The 20,951-nt window shown below is 61.8% G+C and carries 17 protein-coding genes; 4 read left to right on the top strand and 13 right to left on the bottom strand.

The window, feature by feature from the left end; all coding sequences use genetic code 11:
* Window positions 1-35: 35 nt before the first annotated feature.
* The 3 genes from EQG66_RS08330 to EQG66_RS08320 all read right to left on the bottom strand — a co-directional run bounded on the left by EQG66_RS08330 (window position 36) and on the right by EQG66_RS08320 (window position 3,419).
* Window positions 36-626 carry a glutathione S-transferase family protein gene (locus EQG66_RS08330; RefSeq protein WP_129404134.1) on the bottom strand — a complete coding sequence of 197 codons (591 nt, stop codon included), beginning with the start codon at window positions 624-626 and terminating at the stop codon, window positions 36-38.
* Window positions 627-725: 99 nt separating this feature from the next.
* Window positions 726-3,083, bottom strand: coding sequence for an ATP-dependent Clp protease ATP-binding subunit ClpA (gene clpA, locus EQG66_RS08325; protein WP_129404133.1), 2,358 nt, complete (start codon window positions 3,081-3,083; stop codon window positions 726-728).
* A gap of 138 nt (window positions 3,084-3,221) precedes the next feature.
* On the bottom strand, window positions 3,222-3,419 hold the full coding sequence (locus tag EQG66_RS08320) for a DUF1192 domain-containing protein (RefSeq protein ID WP_129404132.1): 198 nt from the start codon (window positions 3,417-3,419) through the stop codon (window positions 3,222-3,224).
* A 45-nt stretch (window positions 3,420-3,464) separates the two neighbouring features.
* Between EQG66_RS08320 and EQG66_RS08315 the strand changes: the two genes are divergently transcribed.
* The gene (locus EQG66_RS08315) at window positions 3,465-4,475 is read left to right on the top strand and encodes an NAD(P)H-quinone oxidoreductase (protein WP_129404131.1); all 1,011 of its coding nucleotides are present in this window, start codon (window positions 3,465-3,467) and stop codon (window positions 4,473-4,475) included.
* 126 nt (window positions 4,476-4,601) lie between these two features.
* Window positions 4,602-5,300, top strand: coding sequence for a DUF1013 domain-containing protein (locus tag EQG66_RS08310; RefSeq protein ID WP_129404142.1), 699 nt, complete (start codon window positions 4,602-4,604; stop codon window positions 5,298-5,300).
* 73 nt (window positions 5,301-5,373) lie between these two features.
* Here the strand turns inward: EQG66_RS08310 and EQG66_RS08305 are convergent, their stop codons facing one another.
* Window positions 5,374-6,144: a sulfite exporter TauE/SafE family protein gene (locus tag EQG66_RS08305; protein ID WP_129404130.1), complete on the bottom strand. Its 771-nt coding sequence runs from the start codon at window positions 6,142-6,144 to the stop codon at window positions 5,374-5,376.
* 205 nt (window positions 6,145-6,349) lie between these two features.
* Window positions 6,350-8,521, bottom strand: coding sequence for a primosomal protein N' (locus tag EQG66_RS08300; protein WP_181951793.1), 2,172 nt, complete (start codon window positions 8,519-8,521; stop codon window positions 6,350-6,352).
* Window positions 8,522-8,617: 96 nt separating this feature from the next.
* Between EQG66_RS08300 and EQG66_RS08295 the strand changes: the two genes are divergently transcribed.
* Both EQG66_RS08295 and fsa read left to right on the top strand, forming a co-directional pair.
* On the top strand, window positions 8,618-9,295 hold the full coding sequence (locus tag EQG66_RS08295) for a DUF4197 domain-containing protein (RefSeq protein ID WP_129404129.1): 678 nt from the start codon (window positions 8,618-8,620) through the stop codon (window positions 9,293-9,295).
* A gap of 67 nt (window positions 9,296-9,362) precedes the next feature.
* A complete protein-coding gene (gene fsa / locus EQG66_RS08290; RefSeq protein ID WP_129404128.1) occupies window positions 9,363-10,016 on the top strand; it encodes a fructose-6-phosphate aldolase in 654 nt (217 codons plus the stop codon).
* 56 nt (window positions 10,017-10,072) lie between these two features.
* Here fsa and EQG66_RS08285 read toward each other — a convergent pair whose 3' ends face one another.
* The 8 genes from EQG66_RS08285 to EQG66_RS08250 all read right to left on the bottom strand — a co-directional run bounded on the left by EQG66_RS08285 (window position 10,073) and on the right by EQG66_RS08250 (window position 20,933).
* The gene (locus EQG66_RS08285) at window positions 10,073-10,849 is read right to left on the bottom strand and encodes a sulfotransferase (RefSeq protein WP_164975634.1); all 777 of its coding nucleotides are present in this window, start codon (window positions 10,847-10,849) and stop codon (window positions 10,073-10,075) included.
* Between the two features lie 13 nt (window positions 10,850-10,862).
* The gene (locus EQG66_RS08280; protein WP_129404126.1) at window positions 10,863-12,170 is read right to left on the bottom strand and encodes a glycosyltransferase; all 1,308 of its coding nucleotides are present in this window, start codon (window positions 12,168-12,170) and stop codon (window positions 10,863-10,865) included.
* Window positions 12,167-13,669 carry a glycosyltransferase family 2 protein gene (locus EQG66_RS08275; RefSeq protein WP_129404125.1) on the bottom strand — a complete coding sequence of 501 codons (1,503 nt, stop codon included), beginning with the start codon at window positions 13,667-13,669 and terminating at the stop codon, window positions 12,167-12,169. The genes EQG66_RS08280 and EQG66_RS08275 overlap by 4 nt, the downstream gene beginning before the upstream one ends.
* Window positions 13,666-15,303: a tetratricopeptide repeat protein gene (locus EQG66_RS08270; protein ID WP_129404124.1), complete on the bottom strand. Its 1,638-nt coding sequence runs from the start codon at window positions 15,301-15,303 to the stop codon at window positions 13,666-13,668. The genes EQG66_RS08275 and EQG66_RS08270 overlap by 4 nt, the downstream gene beginning before the upstream one ends.
* The gene (locus EQG66_RS08265; RefSeq protein WP_129404123.1) at window positions 15,300-16,664 is read right to left on the bottom strand and encodes an HlyD family type I secretion periplasmic adaptor subunit; all 1,365 of its coding nucleotides are present in this window, start codon (window positions 16,662-16,664) and stop codon (window positions 15,300-15,302) included. The genes EQG66_RS08270 and EQG66_RS08265 overlap by 4 nt, the downstream gene beginning before the upstream one ends.
* Window positions 16,633-18,828, bottom strand: a complete 2,196-nt coding sequence (locus EQG66_RS08260; RefSeq protein ID WP_129404122.1) for a peptidase domain-containing ABC transporter — start codon at window positions 18,826-18,828, stop codon at window positions 16,633-16,635. Before EQG66_RS08260 ends, EQG66_RS08265 begins: the two co-directional genes overlap by 32 nt.
* Before the next feature lie 147 nt (window positions 18,829-18,975).
* The gene (locus EQG66_RS08255) at window positions 18,976-20,343 is read right to left on the bottom strand and encodes a glycosyltransferase family 4 protein (protein ID WP_129404121.1); all 1,368 of its coding nucleotides are present in this window, start codon (window positions 20,341-20,343) and stop codon (window positions 18,976-18,978) included.
* Window positions 20,340-20,933, bottom strand: a complete 594-nt coding sequence (locus EQG66_RS08250; protein ID WP_129404120.1) for a class I SAM-dependent methyltransferase — start codon at window positions 20,931-20,933, stop codon at window positions 20,340-20,342. The genes EQG66_RS08255 and EQG66_RS08250 overlap by 4 nt, the downstream gene beginning before the upstream one ends.
* Window positions 20,934-20,951 lie beyond the last annotated feature (18 nt).

Below are 20,951 nucleotides of genomic sequence, written 5' to 3'. Positions count from 1 at the left end.
CGGCATCGCCGCCAGCGAGCAGTTGGTCGAGTAAATCAGCCGGAATCAACGGCTCCTTGCGTCGGGACATAGTGGGTCTCCTTCTTCCCCATTATACCCGCCCACACACGGAAATCCTGACAGTCCCTCAGAAAGTTGATCATCGATCCGACATACACATCGGCTGCACTGAAACTGTGCCCCGCGATGAAGCGTTTGCCCGTTACAGCACCTTCCAGCGTCTCAATCGCAAGCTCGAAAGTGCCATAGCCAAACGTTGCCCGCTTGTCTTCCGGCGGCACAAAGCCCGCAGCCTGATTGGAGAAGGCCGCCTCGATCGGCCCGGCTGCGAAGAACAGCCAGCGGAAGTAATCTGCCAGCCCGTCACTGTCTGGTTTCAGTCCCGCGTCCGGGAAAGCCTCGGCCAGATAGGCGCAGATTGCTGGCGCCTCAGTCACGACAGTGCCCTTGTGCGCCAACGCGGGAACCTTGCCCATCGGGTTGATTGCCAGATACTCGGCACTTTTCATGGTCGTGCCGTATTCGAGCAGCACAGTCTCATATGGCGCGCCGATTTCTTCCACCATCCAGCGGACGGTCTGCCCGCGTGACTGGGGGTTGGTGTAGAATATCAGATCGGCGGGCATGGTGATTCTCCTGGAATGGTGGAGAACATATTGGGAACAAGGGCGGCGTTTTGTCAAGCGCCGCCCCGTTGGATTTTTACAAATTGTTCAGTTGAAACATCATGCCGTCGGCTTGGATGTCTTGGCCTTCGCTGCGACTTTGCCTTTGCCTTTGGAAACGCCGTCCTTCTTGGGCTTGCCCGTGCGCGGGGCAGCGGGCGTGACCTCGAAGGTGAGCGCGTCGTCCTTAAGGCCGACTACCACTTCGCCGCCATGCACCAGCTTGCCGAACAGCAGCTCTTCGGCGAGCGGCTGTTTGATCTTCTCCTGCATCAGGCGGCCCATCGGGCGGGCGCCATAGAGCTTGTCATAACCCTTGTCGGTCAGCCACTTGCGCGCATCGTCCGACAGGGTGATGTGCACGTCGCGATCGGCCAGTTGCAGCTCCAGCTGGATGATGAACTTGTCGACCACGCGGGCAACCACTTCGGTCGGCAGATATCCGAACGGCACGATCGCATCGAGGCGGTTGCGGAACTCCGGCGTGAACAGCTTCTTGACCGCCTCGTCGCTCGCGTCCTCCTTGCTGATGACATCGCCAAAGCCGATGCCCTCGCGCGCCATGTCGGATGCGCCAGCATTGGTCGTCATGATGAGGATGACGTTGCGGAAATCCACCGTCTTGCCGTGATGATCGGTGAGGCGGCCATTGTCCATCACCTGCAGCAGGATGTTGAACAGATCCGGGTGCGCCTTCTCGATCTCATCGAGCAGCAGCACGCAATGCGGGTTCTGGTCGATCGCATCGGTCAGCAGCCCGCCCTGATCATAGCCAACATAGCCCGGAGGCGCGCCGATGAGCCGCGAAATCGAGTGCCGCTCCATATATTCGGACATATCGAACCGCTGCAGCGGGATGCCGAGCAAGGTCGCGAGCTGGCGCGCCACCTCTGTTTTGCCGACGCCGGTGGGGCCGGAGAACAGATAGTTGCCGATCGGCTTGTCCGGATCGCGCAGGCCCGCGCGGCTGAGCTTGATGGCCGAGCTGAGCACTTCGATAGCCTTGTCCTGCCCGAAGACGACGCGCTTCAGATCCTGCTCAATGGTGGCGAGCACAGTCTTGTCGTCACTCGACACCGTCTTGGGCGGGATACGCGCCATTGTGGAGATGACCTGCTCGATCTCCTTCGGGCCGATAACCTTCTTGCGCTTGGACGGCGGCACCAGCATCTGCATCGCGCCAACCTCGTCGATCACGTCGATCGCCTTGTCTGGCAGCTTGCGATCATTGATGTAGCGCGCGGAAAGCTCCACCGCTGCTTTCAAGGCATCCGCCGTGTAGCGGACATGATGATGCTCCTCGAAATTGGGCTTGAGGCCGGTGAGGATCTTGATCGTGTCCGGGATTGTCGGCTCGTTTACATCGATCTTCTGGAACCGGCGCAGCAGCGCGCGATCCTTTTCGAAGTGGTTGCGGAACTCCTTATAGGTGGTGGAGCCGATGCAGCGGATCGTGCCGCCCGATAAGGCGGGCTTCAACAGGTTAGACGCATCCATCGCGCCGCCTGAGGTCGCTCCAGCGCCGATCACTGTATGGATCTCATCGATGAACAGCACCGCATCCGGCATTTTTTCCAGCTCGTTGACGACCGCCTTCAGCCGCTCCTCGAAATCACCACGATAGCGCGTGCCCGCAAGCAGCGCGCCCATGTCGAGCGAGTAGATGACGGCAGGCTTCAGCACATCGGGCACATCACCCTCGATGATTTTGCGGGCAAGGCCTTCCGCAATCGCCGTCTTGCCCACGCCGGGATCGCCCACATAAAGCGGGTTGTTCTTGGAGCGGCGGCAGAGAATCTGGATCGTGCGGTCAACTTCGGCAGTGCGGCCGATCAGCGGATCGACCTTTCCTTCCATCGCCTTTTCGTTGAGGTTCACCGTAAACTGATCGAGCGCGCTGTCCTTCTTGTCCTTGGACTGCTGTTGCTTCTTTTCTTCTTCGCTGGATTTAACCTGCTGCGGCTCCGGCGACGACGTGACGCCTTTGCCGACACCGTGCGAAAGGAAGGAAACGGCATCCAAGCGGCTCATATCCTGCTGTTGCAGGAAATAGACGGCATAGCTCTCGCGCTCGGAAAACAGGGCGACAAGCACATTCGCGCCCGTGACCTCATCCTTGCCGGAAGATTGCACATGCAGGATCGCGCGCTGCACCACGCGCTGAAAGCCGCTGGTGGGCGAGGGGTCGGTATCGCTGTCGACCTTGAGGCTGTCCAGCTCGGTATCGAGATAATGGGTGACGGCGTCGGTCAGCTCGCCCATGTCCACCCCGCAGGCCTGCATCACCTTCGAGGCGTGCTCGTCATCGACGAGGGCGAGCAACAGATGCTCCAGCGTCGCATATTCATGATGGCGCTCTGCGGCGTGGCCCAGCGCATTGTGCAGCGTGGTTTCAAGGGCGGGGGCAAAGGACGGCATATTCGTTCTCCGGGCATCCATGCGGGATGCCATTCACCACTATGTCGGCGCACCTGAACCGGGGTTCAAGTGCCTGCCCGAACGCATTTTCCTCTCCGGCCCGATTTTCCAAGCGGAAGGAGGGGGATACGCGCGCGGTCATTTACGGAATAGAGCCTCGGCGCTTGCCTTATGGTTAACAGAGAGGTCTATTTTTGCGCGGGTGCGATTTATTTCGCCTTCGAGCAAGGCAATGCGCTCATGCAGTTCGGCAACGGAGAGCGGATCGAGATCCTGCTTCAATAGCAAAGCGAGAGGATCGTTCGCGCTTTTTGGAACATTGTCGTCCATATCCATATGCGAGACTGTTGACCCGTTCGATCTCGCTGTCAATAAGGCAGTATGTCGCTGGAAGTGATCTCCAAGGAAATGCAGGCGATCGGCTTTGATAAGCCGGGCGGGCCGGATGTGCTGGGCGTCATTCGCGCGCCCATTCCAGTGCCAGCGGATAACGAGGTGTTGATCCGTGTCCACGCCGCCGGGGTTAACCGGCCAGACGCATTGCAGCGCGCGGGCAAATATCCTCCACCGCCGGGCGCGTCGCCGCTGCTGGGGCTGGAGGTATCGGGCGAGGTTGTGCAACTGGGTGCGGAGGCGGAGCCTTCGCTGCTGGGGCAGAAGGTTTGTGCGTTGTGCAACGGTGGCGGCTATGCCGAGTATGTCGCGGTGCCCGCCGGGCAATGCCTGCCCGTGCCCGATGGCTATGACATGACCGAGGCGGCGGCGCTGCCGGAGACGCTGTTTACCGTGTGGACCAACCTGTTCGAGCGCGCCTATGCGGTGGAGGACGATGTCGTGCTGGTGCATGGCGGCACATCGGGCATCGGGACGATGGCGATCCGCCTGTGCAACCTGTTCGGTGTCAAGATCATCGTCACCTGCGGCTCGGACGAGAAATGCGCCCAGGCGCGCCAATGGGGCGCGGATCATGCGATCAACTATCGCACTCAGGATTATGTCGAGGCGGTAAGAGAGATTACCCACGGGCGCGGCTGTCAGGCAATACTGGATATGGTGGGGGGAGAGTATCTTCCGCGCAACCTGCAATGCCTGGATGTCGAAGGGCGGCATGTCTCCATCGCCGTGCTGGGCGGCGCACGGGCGCAGGTATCCATCGTCGATATCATGACCCGGCGGCTTACGCTCACCGGCTCGACGCTCCGCCCGCGATCAAACACGTTCAAGGCGCTGGTGGCAGACGAGATCGCGCAGCATGTCTGGCCCTTTGTAGAGCAGGGCAAGCTGCGGCCCGCGATGGACCGGATATTCGCGCTTGAAGATGCCGCCGAGGCCCATGCGCGGATGGAGGCGGGCGATCATTTCGGCAAGATCGTGCTTAAGGTTGCGCAATAAGGCCCGCACCGCTTCCCCCTTGCCCTGAGCGCGCGTTTCGCCTAAGCTCAGACATCTGAAGGCCACCCTGCATGGGTGGCCCTTATCATTTTTAGTTCCGGAGCATGGACCATGTCTCACCCGCTGATGCCCCACGCCACTGCCGCATGGCTGATCGAAAACACTGGCCTCACCTTCCCGCAGATCGCCGAGTTTTGCGGCCTACACATGCTGGAGGTTCAGGCGATCGCGGATGAAACCGCGAGCACGCGCTTCACGCCGCGCGATCCTGTGCGCGCGCACGAGCTGACGCAGGACGAGATCAGGAAGGGCGAGGCCAACCCCGATTATGCGCTGAAGATCGCCAAGGGCAATGAGCCCGCTCGCCGCACCAAGGGCCCGCGCTATACGCCGGTTTCCAAGCGGCAGGACAAGCCCGATGGCATCGCGTGGATTCTGCGCAACCACCCGGAGATTACCGATGGCGCCATCGGCCGCCTGATCGGCACAACGCGTACCACCATCGCCGCGATCCGCGACCGCTCGCACTGGAACATCTCCAACATCCAGCCGAAAGACCCTGTCACGCTCGGCCTGTGTTCGCAGCGCGAGCTGGACGCTATCGTCGTCAAGGCGGCTAAGAAGGCCGGGCTTGAGGCGCCGTCTGATACGCGCCTTGATGGCGCACGCGCTGCACTGATCGAGGAGCTAAGGCGCGAACGTGATGACGCGCACCGGCTGGAGGATGAGGCATTGGAAGCCCCGGAGCCATCTGCCCCCGCTCCTGCGGCCACCACGGCGCCCTATGATGCGCGCGCAGAGGCCGACAAGCTTTTCGAGCGCTGATTTTCGCGTCATGGATATAAAGAAAGGGCGGGGAGTGTCCCCGCCCTTTTAGTTTTCGCTGCGTTAAGCGGGATCAGCCTATCAGCGCCAGTGATTTGCCGACGCCATAGAGCGAGGTGAGCGTCAGTATCACGCCGACCAGCAATAGCAGCCGGTTCGCTGGAATATGCTTCGCCAACATTGCGCCCAGCGGCGCTGCGACGACACCACCGATCAGCAGGCCGAGAGTAGCGGTCGTGAACGTCTCCCAACCGAGATGGATGAGGAACGTGATGCTGATCGAGAGGGTCAGCAGAAATTCGGCTGTGTTCACAGTGCCGATGGTCATCCGTGGGTTGGACCCTTGCAGTAGCAGGTTGGAGGTGACGACCGGACCCCAGCCGCCGCCGCCGGTGGCATCGAGGAAGCCGCCGAAGAGGCCAAGTGGTGCAACGATGCGGGGGTCTCCTGTACGCTGGATCACATGGGTGCTGCGCCAGATCAGCCACAGGCCGATGACGATGAGATAGCTTTGCACATAGGGCTTGACCGCGCTGCTATCGACATTGGAAAGCAGATAGGCGCCTGCCACGCCACCGATGATGCCGGGAACAGCCAGCCGGGCGAACAGCCGCCAGTCCACATTGCGATGATAAATGTGGCTCAGGCCCGATATTGCGGTGGTAAAGGTTTCCGCCGCATGCGTCCCCGCTGAGGCGGCCTTGGGTGGCAGGCCAATGGCGAGCAAGAGCGTAGTCGAGATCACGCCATAAGCCATGCCAAGCGCGCCGTCGATCAGCTGTGCCGCAAAGCCGATTGCGATAAACGGCAAAAGAACCGGCAGATATTCCCAGATCGCGTCCATGAATGAGTACCCCCGTTGTGACTGCGAATCGAATGTCTATTCAATAGATAGAAAATATATGGAGCGCGAGTCAAAATTCTATCGAAACGCTAGAGAAAATGGTTACTCCGCATAAGCAATTGATATAAAAAGTAATAGATCTGCGGAGAGCGAACCGATCACGACGAGATGTGGCGATTCTGCGGTGCGCGGAGGGCGGCGCCCATCAGAGGAAGCTGTACGGATCGATGTCTACATTCACCCGCACAGACGTTGGCCAATTAACCGATCCCAGCCAGTGCTGGATCACCCCCTGTACATTGGTCGTTCGCGCAGCGTGGACCAATAGGCGATGCCGCCACCGCCCCCTGAGCTGTGCGAGCGGTGCGGGCGCGGGGCCATAGACGTGGAGGCCATCGCGCTGTGGCGCGGCCCTGCCCAGCCTGCGCGCAGTCTCGGCGGCTGCGTCTGCGCTTTCACTGGAGACGATGATCGCGGCATAGCGGCCATAAGGCGGCGCTTCGGCATGACGCCGACTTTCAGCTTCTGCTGCATAAAAGCGCTCTGCGTCGCCTGATAGCAGCGCCTTGATGACGCCCGCACCCATCATGCGAGTCTGGATCAGCACGCGGCCCGGTTTGGTGGCGCGCCCCGCACGGCCTGCGACCTGGCTGATCTGCTGAAAACAGCGCTCCGCCGCACGCAAATCTCCGCCCTCAAGGCCCAGATCGGCATCGATCACACCGACGAGCGTGAGATTGGGAAAGTGATAGCCTTTGGTGACGAGCTGTGTGCCGATGATGATGTCGACAGCGCCTGCCTCCACAGAGGCGACGAACTCTGCCACTTTCTCAGGAGACCACAACGTATCTGAAGTGACGATGGCAGTGCGCGCTTGCGGAAACAGCGCCTTTGCCTCGTCGGCAATGCGCTCCACGCCGGGGCCGCAGGCAACGAGAGCGTCTTCCTCCTTGCACTCAGGGCAGGCACGCGGGCTGGGCATCACATGGCCGCAATGGTGGCAGGCCAGGCGGTGCGTGATCTTGTGTTCCACCATCCAGCTTGTGCAGTGCGGGCACTGGATGCGGTATCCGCAATGGCGGCAGAGCGTGAGCGGCGCATAGCCGCGGCGGTTGAGAAAGAGCAGCGCCTGCTCGCCCTTTTCGAATGTCTCGTCTATCGCAGCGACAAGCGGCGGGGCGATCCAGCGTTGCCGGTCCGGTGGAGTTTCGAGCAGGTCTATGCCGGTGATCTCCGGCAACTGCGCTCCGCCAAAACGCGCGGCCAGTTTGATCTCCTCATAGCGGCCGAGGCTCACCTGGTGCCGGGTTTCGAGGGCGGGCGTAGCGGTGGCGAGGACGACCGGGCACTCCTCAAACTTGCCGCGCATCACGGCCACGTCGCGCGCGTGATAACGTACGCCGTCCTCCTGCTTGAAGCTCGTCTCGTGCGCCTCGTCCACCACGAGCAGACTCAGCTGAGGGAAGGGCAGGAACAAGGCCGAACGCGCACCGACCACAACCTGCGCCTGCCCGCGGGCCACTGCGCTCCACGCCCGCCGCCGCTCGCTTTGCTTGAGGCCGCTGTGCCATGGAGTGGGCGCCACGCCAAAGCGGGCCTCGAAGCGCTTGAGAAAGGGCTGGGTCAACGCGATTTCGGGCAGGAGGACCAGCACCTGACCGCCTGTGCGCACCGCTTGTGCGATCCCCTCGAAATAGACCTCTGTCTTGCCCGATCCGGTGACGCCATCGAGCAGGAAGGTTTGGAACTGCTGCGCGTCCACCGCCTGTATGATCCTGTTGGCGGCGGCGTGCTGCTCCCCATTAAGGGAAGGCGCGGCATGTGTGGGCAGGGGCGCGGGGTAGGGCGCGTCGGCGCTTGTTTCGATCGCCTCCAGCGCGCCTGCCTTGATCAGACCGCGGATAACGGCAACGGAAACCTCCGCCTTCTCGGCCAGCTCGCTGACTGATGCCTGAAATTCGCCGATCCGCTCCAGCGCCTGCGCCCGTTGGGGCGTAAGGCGGGCGGGCGATGTATCGGAAAGCCTATATTCCGTGATCACCCGCTCGCCCACCGCCACGCCGGCGGGCATCGCCATCCTCAGCACGGCGGCAAGCGGCGCCATGTAATAGTCCGCCACCCACTCCACCAGCCGCCGCAGCGGCGCGGGTATGGGCGGCACGGGCAACGCCGCGAAGATCGGGCGCAGCTTCGCGTCTGGCACCTCCGAGTCGTCTGGCAGGCGTTCCTGATCCCACACGACGCCAATGATACGGCGCGGGCCGAGCGGCACCTCGACAATGCTGCCCGGCAGGACATCGCCTTCCAGCCCCGGCGGCACCCGATAATCGAGCGGCCCCAGCGCGGCGTTCAGGGTGAGTACACGGACGCGAGTCATGATGACTATGTAAAGACTGCGCACACAATAAAAACCCGCTTCCCTTTTGCGGGCAAAAGAAACAGAATTCGGCCAGAGCAAGAGTGGGAGAGAACAATGGAACGCAGGCAATTTCTGAGTGGCGGCTCGGCGCTGGCGCTGCTGGCTGTGAGTGGATGTTCGCAAGGGCTGGGCTTTAGCCTTACGGAAGCGATCCGACGGCTGCTCTCGCTCTCGTCCCAGCGGGCGCTGGCGCGGTTGATGGCGCCGGGCGGCTTCTACGACAGCCAGATTGCGCGGATCACTTTGCCAGATCAACTGGGCGGCAGCGGCGGCGGCTCGCTCCTCTCTCGTGTGCTGCTGAGCAGTGTGGTGCGTGACCGGCTGTTACGCCAAGTCAACCGCGCCGCTGAAAAAGGGGCAGAGCGCGCCGCGCCCGTGATTGCGGATGCGATCATGTCTACATCGCCGCAGGACGCCGCCGCGATCATCAAGGCGGTTGGCACCCCGGCGGCCACCAACCTGTTGCAGCAGCATATGGGCACCGCGCTGATATCGGCCATGCTACCGGGCGTGGACGATGGACTGAAGCTGTTTGACAATCAGGCGGTGACGGAGGCGCTCAGGGTGGCGACAGGCATCGATTTCGCCGGCCTGCGAGACGATGTGACTCGCAAGGCATCCAATGCGATCTTCGCGGAAATGGGCAAGGAGGAGATGGCGATCCGCGCCGATCCGCGCTCGACAGGGGATCCGGTGCTGATTGCCGCGTTCACAGCCGGGAATCTGATGTAGAAATACAGGGTATGCGGCTATAGCCTGACGCGACTCGATTCCATTCAGCCGCCGGGGGCCACATTCCATGAAATTCTTCGTCGATACCGCAGACACTGCCGACATCCGTGATCTCGCCGCCACTGGCCTGCTCGATGGCGTGACGACAAACCCTTCGCTGATCGCCAAATCCGGGCGGCAGTTTCTGGAGGTGGTGAAGGAAATCTGCGCGATCGTCGATGGCCCGGTCTCGGCCGAGGTTGTCGCGCTCGATCATGAAACGATGATGAAAGAGGCGGAGGTTCTGCGCAAGCTGGCGGACAATGTCTGCATCAAGGTGCCGTTGACCGTTGATGGCCTGAAGACCTGCAAGGCGCTGACGTCAGACGGAACGCAGGTCAACGTAACGCTCTGCTTCTCGGCCAATCAGGCGCTGCTGGCGGCGAAGGCGGGGGCAAGCTTCGTCTCGCCGTTCGTCGGGCGGCACGATGACAACGGCTTCGACGGTATTCAACTGATCGAAGACATCCGCCAGATCTATGACAATTATGATTTCGGAACCGAAATACTGGTGGCGAGCGTACGCCACCCGGTCCACATTTTGCAGTCCGCAAAGATCGGCGCCGATGTGATGACCGCGCCGCCTGCGGTCATCAAGTCCCTGTTCAACCATGTCTTGACTGACAAGGGCATCGCTGGCTTTGTGGCGGATTGGGCGAAGACGGGGCAATCGATCCTGTAAAGCTAGGATTTCCTTGCGCTCTAAAGCAGTTTCCGATCTGATCGTAAACTGCTCCACTAAGCCTGAAAATAATGCTCCAGCCCGTATCCCAGCGTGCTGCCGACATGGGATGTTATCTCAACGAAACGGCGTTTGTCGGCGTCATCCCACGGCAACTCGCTCAATTTCAGGAACTGGGTAAGGTCTCGGTCCTTGTTCGCCTGCGGGCGCTGAGACAGAAGATAGCTCTCAACATACGTGATTTCTGCGTCATCCAGTTCCAGATAGTCGCCGATCTTTTTCGCTGCCCCCGCCGGGTCGGCAGCCATCTCGTAAAAGTTGATCTCCAGAAAATCCTGTCCCTGCGCCTCCAGAGTATTACGCGCGGCGAACCACGCCTGATGACAGTCTGTCCATTCGCGGGCATGGTTTTCCAGCGACTTGTCCGGGAATTTCTTCACTTTGGACTGGATGTTGTCCAGGTGGCGGCGGGAGCAGTGAATGAATTTGGCCTTGCTGTGATATGCCGCCAGATCGGGCGCGGCGAAGATCGGGGCGATGGTCGGCGTCTTGTCGACGATATGCGTCGCCTTGAGCTGATCGGCGAGATATGCCTCATACCCTGCGAACAATGTCTTGATCAGATCGTCGGGCTTGAGGCTGGAAAGTCCGTTACCGGGTATATTCGCGCCGATGCCGGATTGGCCATTGCGGCGCACCGAGGCGATGATCTCCGACAGGATCGGCACGAGGTGCCCCTCGCCATAGCCCTTGTAGCGCGTGCCTGCGATCGCGTTGCGCAACGCCGAGGTGCCGGACCGGGTGGAGCCGAGAATATAGAGAATTGTGGTCATCGAAGCATCCTTCCTATCCGGCGAGCGCGATCTGAGGCCGCGCTTGGGCCGGTGCCATGAGCAATTGGGCGAGGTCGACATGGCGCGACCAGGCGAGATCGAGCGAGATTTCGTCTTCCACCTGTGTGGAGATCGACTCCCACAGGGCGGCGTTGCCGATGCACTGCGTCATCAGCTGGGCGAGGCCCGATACGCTGCCGGGCGCGAAGCTGAGGCCGTTCTTGCCGTGCTCGATCCGCTCGATCAGGCCGCCGGCGCGCGAGGCGAGGATCGGCCGCCGCGCCTCCCATGCCTCGGATACCACCAGCCCGAATGTTTCAGGCCAGACGGAAGGCACGACCACCCAGTCGACGCTGTTCATCAGGTCGAAGACATTCTCGCGGGAATAGGCGCCCATTTCGGTTACGCGCAGGTTTTCGGGGGCGTTATCGAGGGCTTTTTCAATGCGGAGAAGATAGTCTGGGCTGGCGTGGCTCTTGTTGCCGCCGAAGATCTTGACCTCGACCGGAGTGTCGGACCCTTCCGCCGCCACGCGCGCCGCCTGTAGGAGAACGTCGATCCCCTTGGCGTCGACAAACTGACCGAAGTACCCGAAAACATTGAGTTTTTCGCTATGCGCGGCCTGCCAGCCCGCCGGGCGGCTCGTCCTGTGGCCGTTGGGGATGACGGACATCTTGTCACGCGGGATGCCCCATTCGATGAACCGCTCCGCCAGATAGGCGGATGGCGACACGAAATGATCGACCTTGGAAAATGCGCGCTGGAAAAACCGCTTGCGCAAGGTGAATTCCTCCACCGAACGATCGGGGAAGCATTTCACGCACTGATCCGGCGCGGCCTGATGGCAGATCGCGCGCTCATGATAGCGGAACAGCTGCCCCTGCGAATAGCACATGGCGAGATATTCGTGCAGCGTGTAGACGATCTTCACATTGGGCAGCACCTTGCGGCACAGCTCGATGAACTCCAGCCCCACCCACAGCGAATGATGGATGTGGATCACGTCGGGCTGGTGATCCTCCAGAAAGCGTGCGAGCATCTTGTTGCGGCGCGGATCATGGACGACATGATAGAAATCGTCGAACTTGAAGCCGCCGAGAATATATTCGTTTTCTGTCTCCGGCAGGGCGCTGATGACCGAGCCGACCCTGACATATTGCGGGAACATGCGCCCGTCTATCCCGGCGAGCAGCACGGCGTCGAAGCCATCGTCCGCCGCAGCCATATCGTGCAGATCCTTGGCGACATATTGCGCGCCGCCCTTCATCACGCGGGGGTGATAGAGCGCAACGGTAAGATATTTGAGCTTTGGGCGGGTCATAGCAGCGAGTGATCCATCAGAGTGTCGACAACATGCGGCGTATCCGCATAGGTTTCGGAGAAGTGCGCACGGTTGAGCCACATGAAGCTGCGCACATGCGGGGGCATGGATTTGCCGACGCCCTCCATGTGAATCCAGCGTGCGCTGGTGTCGATCGTCACCGCCACGCCTGCCTTCAGCGCCTCCAGCCCGAAGGCGGCGTCTTCATAATAGGCGTAGATATAATCGGTGGAGAGGCCGCCCATCTTGGCGAACTGCTTTTTGCGGATTTTCCACAAGGCTGCGCTGGGGATACAAATTTGTTGGGGAATGGCGTTGACCGCTTGCGACACGGCTTTCTTGTCCGCGTCGATATCGAGCGTCAGTCCCTTGCCGAAATGCTCGACCCGCAGCGCATGGCCGACGCCTGTGCTGGCATGGCTCACCAGATCCTGCACCACATACATGCCGGAATGCATCAGCAGGCCGTCGCCATAATAGAGCATCGCACCGTGCAAGCCATCGCCCGGATCGCTGAGCAGGAAGGCGAGCGAGCCTTCGGCATTGTCCAGCGGCGGGAATACATCCGGGTTCATGAAGACCAGCACATTGCCGCGCGCCACGCTCGCGCCGAAATTATTGCCCGCCGAAAAGCCGGAATTGCCGCTGCATTGATAGAGCGAGATCGCAATCGGGTGGATCTGGCAGAAGGCCATTACCTCTTCGGCCAGCGTTGCTGCGTTGTCCACATCATTGAGGACGATGACCAGCTCCACCGCCGCGCGCTCCAGAAATTCGGCCAGCTCCGACAATTGCACGAGCAGCATGTCCGCCTTGCGATAGATGGTTATGACGATGCTGGTGCGCACCTTGCGCTCTGTGTCCACCGAAAGCAGCCTCGCGAACTTCATCCCTCCGATCACACGCTGCCAGATCGGCAGGAACTGACGGTGCAGCCGCTTGGCCGAGCCGAGCGTTTCACCGATCGGGCGATCGGACAGGATCGCGCAGGCGCCCAGCGCATCGTGCAGGAAACGCTCGGTCGAGAGCCAGCGGGCAATGTTCTGCTGAAAGAGAGCCACGCCATTGATCGAGACAGATAACGCCGAGTGGATCAGGAAGGCTTCAGCGTCGTCCACGCGCAGCAGCACACAGAAGCCCGAAGGCTGGTCATGATCGCCCAGCACAGTGTTGACGTCGACCCGATCATACCAGCATGGCTCGGCCTCGGCGAACCGATATTTGACGTAGCCCACCTGCACCGTGATATCGATTGTCTGGAAGATACGACGATCCGCCCAGCCGGTGATGAAGAAATCGCCCTTGTCGGAGCAGAGTACTCCCTCGATATTCACATAGTCACTGAGGTGGATGCCGCGCCGCTCTATAATGCCGAACTCTTTGAAATGGTTGAATATCTCATCACGGTCGCGGCCACTGAAATGCGCGGCGAGATCAGAGTTCGTCTCAATATATTCATCGAAGCTGAATTCTTTCAGCACATCACGCACCATGTTCATTGCAAAAGGGACTCCGGTTCTGGCTGAGCGTCGGGCTGGTCTGCGGGGGTGCCGGCGTGGGCCATGGCGCGCTCGTGCCAATGGCGGGCCTTGGCATCATCGCGCGCGACATAGTCGCCATCGGCATAGAGGTTGTGCAGCGCCCAGAGCGACGGGCCGTGCCCCTCGTCCGCCGCTGCCTCAAGCAGCGCGATGCCGGAGCGGGTGTCGGCGGGCGCAGGGTCCAGCCCGCGCAGGCGCAGGAAGGCGAGGTTGAACAGGCCGTCCGCCGAACCAAGCTCAGTGGCCTTGTGATACTGACGCGCGGCGGCGGCATAGTCTTCGCGCCCGGCAGATATGATGCCGAGCTGGATGCAGGCGGCGTGGCTGCCGCGCGCTGCGGCGTCTTTCAGCAGCGTGATGATCTCCGGCGTGTCGTTGCCCGCTTCCAGCATGAGCATCGCGATGTGATAGGGCGCATCGACGCTGCCCTCTGCTGCTGCCCGTTCGAACAGGGCGATGGCTCTGGCCGTATCCTGCTCCACGCCGCGCCCGCCCGCATGGAGCGCCGCCAAAGTCTCGACCGCCTGCACCATATCCTGATCCGCGGCTTGCGCGATCCAGCCGAAGGCTTTGCCGTCATCCTGCGGCACGCCCAGCCCGGCGAGATAGAGCTTGCCGAGCACATATTGCCCGACAGCATCGCCCTGTTCCGCTGCCTCGCGAAACACGCTGGCGCCGGAGATATAATCGCGCGGTTCCATCGCTTCGGTGAGCAGGAAACCCAAAGAAAGCGTCGCATTGCGGTTGCCGCGCACAGACGCACGGCGGAACCATGTCTCGGCGGCGCTCAGATCCCTGGGCGTGCCGAGGCCATCGCGGTAGAGGCTGCCCAGATAGAGCATGGCCTCCACATGGCCTTCGTCTGCTGCCTTGGTAAGCAGGCGGTGGGCATCCTGATGCGTGCCGCTTGTCGCATGGCCGTTGATGATGAGCAGGCTCAGCGCCAGACAGGCCGCCGCGTCGCCAGCGTCGCTCGCCGCGCGGAACCAGTGCTCGGCAAGGTCATATTGCGCCGGTTCGCCCTCGCCGCCGGCATAGAGCATGCCAAGGCACCGCTGGGCGATGACGCTGCCCTTGTCCGCCGCTGTCAGCAGCAGACCCTCCGCCTCGCGCCGGTCTGCGGCGACGCCAAGGCCGTATATATACTGGAGGGCAAGGTGCGCCTGCCCGCTCGCCAGCCCTGCCTCCGCCGCCTTGCGGTTCCAGTGCAGCGCCTTGTCATGATCGGGCCTCACAGACAGCATGTCGAGCAGGCGGTTGGCGCTGCCGCCCGGCGCTTCGCTGGCGCGCGCGCCCCGGCCAGCGAGATAGAAATCACCGAGCTTCGCCCACGCATCCGCATAGCCCGCCTCGGCGGCCCGCTCATAATGATCGAGCGCCTGCGCAAAATCCTGCAACACGCCAAGGCCATATTCAAACACTTCGCCAAGCCGATAGTGCGCGGCCGCGTCGCCGCTTTCGGCCAGCCTGCGCGTTAGCGGGATCGCGGTGGCAAAGTCCTTGCCGAGGAACGCCGCGTCCAGCTCTGCCGCCGTCGGCAGGGGCGCGGGCTTGGCGCGCCTGAGGAACAGATCCTTGATGCTCACCATCATTGCGGCTCCCGCATGGCTTCGGAGGAGGCGCGTTGCGCGCCGCTCAGGAAGTAGGAAAGAATGGTGCGTTTGCCGATGAGAATGTCTCCCGTGAGTGTCATGCCGGGGATCAGCCGGAAATCGGCGGGCACATTGGTGAGGCTCGGCTTGTCGATCCGCACCAGAACCTTGAAATAGGGCGCGGTTGCACGCCCGTCGGCATCCTGCGTGAAGCTGCCCTCGCTGATCGAGGTGATGACGCCCTGCGCCGTGCCGTGGCGGAGGAAATCATAGGCATCGAGCTTGACCGTGACCTTCTGGCCGCGCTCGATAAAGCCGATGTCCTTGCTTTGCACCGCGATTTCGGCCTCCAGACGCCCCCTGATCGGGGTGATCGTGAACAAAGGTTTCTGGCTCTGGCCCGGATCGACGATGGAGCCGATCGATGCCTCGCCAATATCCAGCACCACGCCATCCTCCGGCGCGACGAGGGTGATATAGTCGCTGAACCTGCGCGCCTTGGTGGCCTCGCCCTTGTCGTCATTGAGTTGGCGCCGCGCGGTGGCGAGCTGGAGGCCTGCATCGTTGCGCCATTTGCTGACATAAGCCTCGCGCTGGGCGCGCAGGGCGGCGATCTCGCTGCGGATCTGCGCGGCCTCATGCTGGCTTTCCTGCATCTGCCGCTGCACCGATGTGCGGTCTGACGTGGCGATCATCGTGTTGAGCTTGGAGCCGAAGCCCTTGGCCTCCAGCTCTGAGCGCATGTCCTTGATCCGCGTGGCGATGGCGAGTTGCTGGTCATAGTTGCTGGCGTTGGTGCTGGCGCGTGCCTCAGACGTGCGGAGTGCGGAGATGCGGGCGTCGAACTCGGTGAGCGACTGGCGCAGTTCCGCCTGCCGCTGGTTATAGATGCTCATCTGCAGCTCTGAGTCCGCGTCCTGTCTGGACGGCGCATATGGCCGGCCATCGACCTCGGCCTGCAGCCGCTCCACCATCGCCCGGTTGGCGACGCCGCGCAGCTCATATTGGTCGAGATTGGCCTTGGCGAAGGTAGGGTCCATTGTGGCGAGCACCTGACCCTTGCGCACGACCTGCCCCTCGCGCACCTTGATCTCGCGGATGATCGAGCGATCCAGCGGCTGGACGAACAACGATCCATCGAGCGGAACGATCTTGCCGCTGCCCTCGACCACGCGGTCGAGAGACACCACCGCCATCAGCAGCACCGAAAGCAGCAGCATGCCCGAAAGCACATACATGAAGCTGATCTGGCGTGCCGGCAGCGCGCGCGCCATCACGGCCTGCGTTTCCGACTGGAACACCGCGACCGGGTTGGCCGCTCCGCCCGGACTACTGATGATGAGGGATTGCGATGCGGTCAAAGTTCATTACCTCGGTTGAACGGTTTTGCGTGTGCCACATGTGCTGATAGATCTCGTTGCGACGGAGCAGCTCCTGGTGCGATCCGATGTCGTCCAGCCGCCCCTTCTCCAGAACCAGGATATTGTCCGCCGCCACCAGCATCGCGAGCCGGTGCGACACGCAGATGATCGTGCGGCCCTGCGCAATGCGCATCAGGTTGGCGTTGATGATGGCTTCTGATTCCGCGTCGAGCGCCGATGTCGCCTCGTCGAGGATCAGGATCGGCGGATCGAGGATCAGCGCGCGCGCGATGGCGAGGCGCTGGCGCTGGCCGCCCGACAGGTTCGCCGCGCCTTCGGAGAGCATCGTGTCATAGCCTTGGGGCAGGCGCTCGATAAACTCCTCGGCACCCGCGAGCTGAGCGACGCGCACGATCTCGGAAAAGCTGGCATGCGGCTTGGCGATGCCGATATTCTCGCGGATCGTGCCGCTGAACAGGAAATTCTCCTGCCCCACCACGCCGATGCAGGTGCGCAGATGCTGCAAGTCGATCTCGCGCAGGTCCATGCCATCGACCTTGATGATGCCCTCGTACTGAGGGTTCAGCCCCTGCAACAGGCGCGTGATCGTCGTCTTGCCGGAGCCGGAGCGCCCCATGACGCCAAGGAACGTGCCGGTCGGCACCTCGAAGCTCACGTCATCGAGCGCAAGCGGCGCGCCTGGCGCATAGCGAAAGCTGACATCGGAAAAGGTGAGCTGGCCGGAGATCGGCTGGCGCAGGCCGGTGCCGATGCGCGTCTGCTCTGGCTGGGCGTTCACCACCGAGCCGACTTCCTCGATCGCTTCCTTGATCTCGCCATAGTCCTGCATCAGCTGTGCAAGCTGGATGATCGGCTGGGTCGCACGATTGCCGAGCATGATGAACGCCATCAGCGAGCCGGCCTGAAAGGCGCTGGGGTCCACCAACGTAAGATAGGCGCCCAACAGGAACGTGCCCGAAAAGATCAGCCGCTCGAACGGCACGGAGATGGTCTGCGGGATATTGGCGGTGCGGCCCAGCGCGAACCGCGCCTCGACGGATTGCGCAACCCGCGCGTCCCATTCCCCGCGCCTGCGCCCTTCGAGCGCGAGCGATTTGATGGTCTTGATGCCGTATATGCTCTCGACCAGATGGGTGTTTTTGCGCTGCTCTGCCGCGACAACCGCCTTGAACCGCTTGCCGACCACCTCGGCATAATAATAGACGATGAGCGCGAGCATGCAGGCGAGGCCCAGCACCGTCAGCGTCAGCACCCAGTTGAGGTAGAACAGGATCGGCACCACAATCGCGACCACAACCAGATCGAGCCCGGTTTGCAGCAGCTTGCCGGTGAGGAAACTGCGGATCTGGTAGATCTTGCTCAACTTGGACTGGATGAGGCCGGTGGGGTTGCGCTCGAAAAAATCGAGCGGGAGGCTGAGCATCCGGTCTAGCAGATAAAGGCTGAGGCGCCCGTCTATGCGGGTCGCCATCACCTCCATATAGAGCCGCCGCGAATAGCCTGCGATCATCTCGAACACGATCAGCAACACCACCGCGCCGCACATCACCGCCAGCGTCGAATAGCTGTGGTTCACCATCACCCGATCGAGCACGATCATCGAGAGAACCGGCGGAAACAGCGAGAAAATAGTCGTAATGATCGATGCGAGGCCGATGTCGCGCAGCACCGTCTTTTCGAGCAGCAATTGCGAGACGATCCAGCGCATGCTGAAAGGCTGGGCGCTCTCATTCAGGCGGTAGCGCCGCTTGGCGAGGATCACGTCGCCGGTGCACAGCCGCTCGAACCGTTGCTGATCGAGCGCGATGTCCACTTCGTCCGCCCCCGCGCCCGCGTCCCGCGCGAGGATGACCGGGCCTTGCGGCGTATCCGCCACCATGCCCTCCGCGATGAGGAAACTGCCGTCGCGCAGCATCAGCATCGCCGGGAACGCGCCCTGCAACTGGGTGATTGCGCGCCATTCGATCTGCATCGGGCGCAGCTCTATGCCCAGCTCACGCGCCATGCCGATCAGCGTATCGGCCGGGGCCTCGTCTTCCACCAGCGCATAGGCGCGGCGCAGCTCGTCCTGCGTCGTCTCGATGCCGGTACGCGTGGCGATATGCACGAAGGCACCAAGGAAGTGAGTGCAGTTCAACTTCATCAATCAGAACTCGTTTTCGCGAAGGTGCGCATCTCGCCCGGAATCACCGAACCCATAGAATTTCAGCCGTTTCTAGGGACCGAAAATTAGGAATTTCCTTGATTTTAATCTTAATTTTCGTTGGGCATTTTCATTCAGCATGAATGATCAGTGGCGCAGCAGTTCGAGGCTGGCCATGGGCCTGCTTGCAGTGGCGGTTTCGCCTGCCGGGGCGGCGGTTTTGCGACGCTTGGGCGAGGGTGATGACGGGAGCAGGGTGGCCTTTGGCGGCGTGTCTGCGATATTCGGGCGGCGGCCCATGATGAGGTCTGCGATCAGATTTTGCCATTGTGGCAGGGCGCGCGTCTTGAGGTCATAGCGCTCTATGACGGTGGCGCGAGCATTGTCGCGCATCTGCGCCATCCGGCTCTTGTCGGAGAGGGCACGGTCGACCGTTTCCGCAATCGCGCCCGGAGAGAAGAAATCGACCAGCAAGCCGTTTTCGCCGTCGCGGATCACCTCCTGCACCGGCGCGGTGGCAGAGCCGATCATCGCACAGCCCGCAGACATCGCCTCCAGAAAGGACCAGGACAGCACGAACGGATAGGTGAGATAGATGTGCGCCGAGGAAATCTGAAGGACGCTGAGGTAAGTTTCGTAAGGTAGCTGCCCCAGAAAATGCACCTTGCTGAAATCAATGCGCCCGGCCATTTCGGCCAGCATCTTCTGGCGATAGGTCTGGCCGGACGGCAGGGCGCAGCCATAGCTCACCTCGTCTCCGCCGACGATCAGGATATGCGCATTGGGCCTCAAGCGCTGGATTTCGGGGATGGCGCGCATGAAGACATGAAAGCCGCGATAGGGCTCAAGGTTGCGCGCGACATAAGTGATGACCTCATCCTGCGCGGTGAAGCGCAGGCCGCCCCGGTCGATCTGGAGCCATGCGTTCGCGTCGGGTTTGATCGCATCGGTATCGATCCCCTCGTGCAACACGCTGATGCGCCCGCGCATTTCCGGGGGATAGAGGCTGCGCTGCCATTGCGTGGGCGCATTGCCCCAGTCGGTCGATTCAAAGCTCAGCAGATTAACGGCGTTGCGCATCCGCAGCCGCCCGCCATCATCCGGCCCGCCGGGAAATTCGGGGTCGAAGTCCGCATCCGCGCCCGCATGATGATAGAAGAACTCGAAATAGCTCAGCAGCGGCGTGTCGGGGTAAACATCCTTGACGAACAGGGTCTCGCCCCAGCCGCTGTGGCCGATGATGATGTCTGGCGTGACGCCCTGCGCCTTCAACATGGAGAGCGATTTCGCCACTGCCTCGCCGTGACGCACCGCCACCTCGAAGTCGACTGTGTAGCGGTGGCACTGGATCGGCGAGGCGAGATCGGGGTAATAAACGAGCTTGATGACGCCCTGCATCCAGTTGGGATTGGGCTGGGAAATGAAATAGACAGTGTTGTCCGGGTCATCCGCCAGATGCCGGATGAGATGCTTGTACTGCCCCGGAAAATTCTGGTGGATGAAGAGATAGATCATAGCGCCATCGCGTCGAGCAGGCCCGCCATATGGTTCTGGTCCGCATGCGCGGTCTTGCGGCCGACGCAGGCCAGCTCCAGCCCCGGCCGGCGGCGGATCGCGATATCCGCAAAGCCCGCATCCTGCATGGCGGCGATGATGCTGCTCGGTGTGAAGGCGGTCTTGTGCGCCATGTGCAGGTTGCCCTGCTCGATCGAGTCGCTGTGGCCGAACAATATGTCATGCGCGGTGATCGGCCCGGCGGGGGATTCATAGAGGACTTCGTGCAGCCGGTCCTCCGCGACATAGCGCGCGATGATCTGGACATCGGGCACGAGGATGACGGCAAAGCCATCGGGCTTGAGCACGCGCAGAAACTCGGCCAGCGCGGTGCGCACCTGGTGCTGAAACAGATGCTCGACGCAGTGCGATGTCCACAGCGCATCCGCGAAATTGTCGCTGAAAGGCGAGAGGTCTGTGATGTCCGCCACGACATCGGGCTGGGCCTGCGGGTCTATGTCCACCCGCATATGGCGCCAGCTGCCGAACATCGGGGGCAGGCGCTCCGGCCCGGACTGGCCGCAGCCGGCATTGAGGATGATGGGTTGCACTGGGTATTCCTTGAAATG

Source organism: Sphingobium fluviale (genome assembly GCF_004122115.1).
Classification (GTDB): Bacteria; Pseudomonadota; Alphaproteobacteria; order Sphingomonadales; family Sphingomonadaceae; genus Sphingobium; species Sphingobium fluviale.
This window is presented reverse-complemented; position numbering and strand designations above follow the sequence as displayed.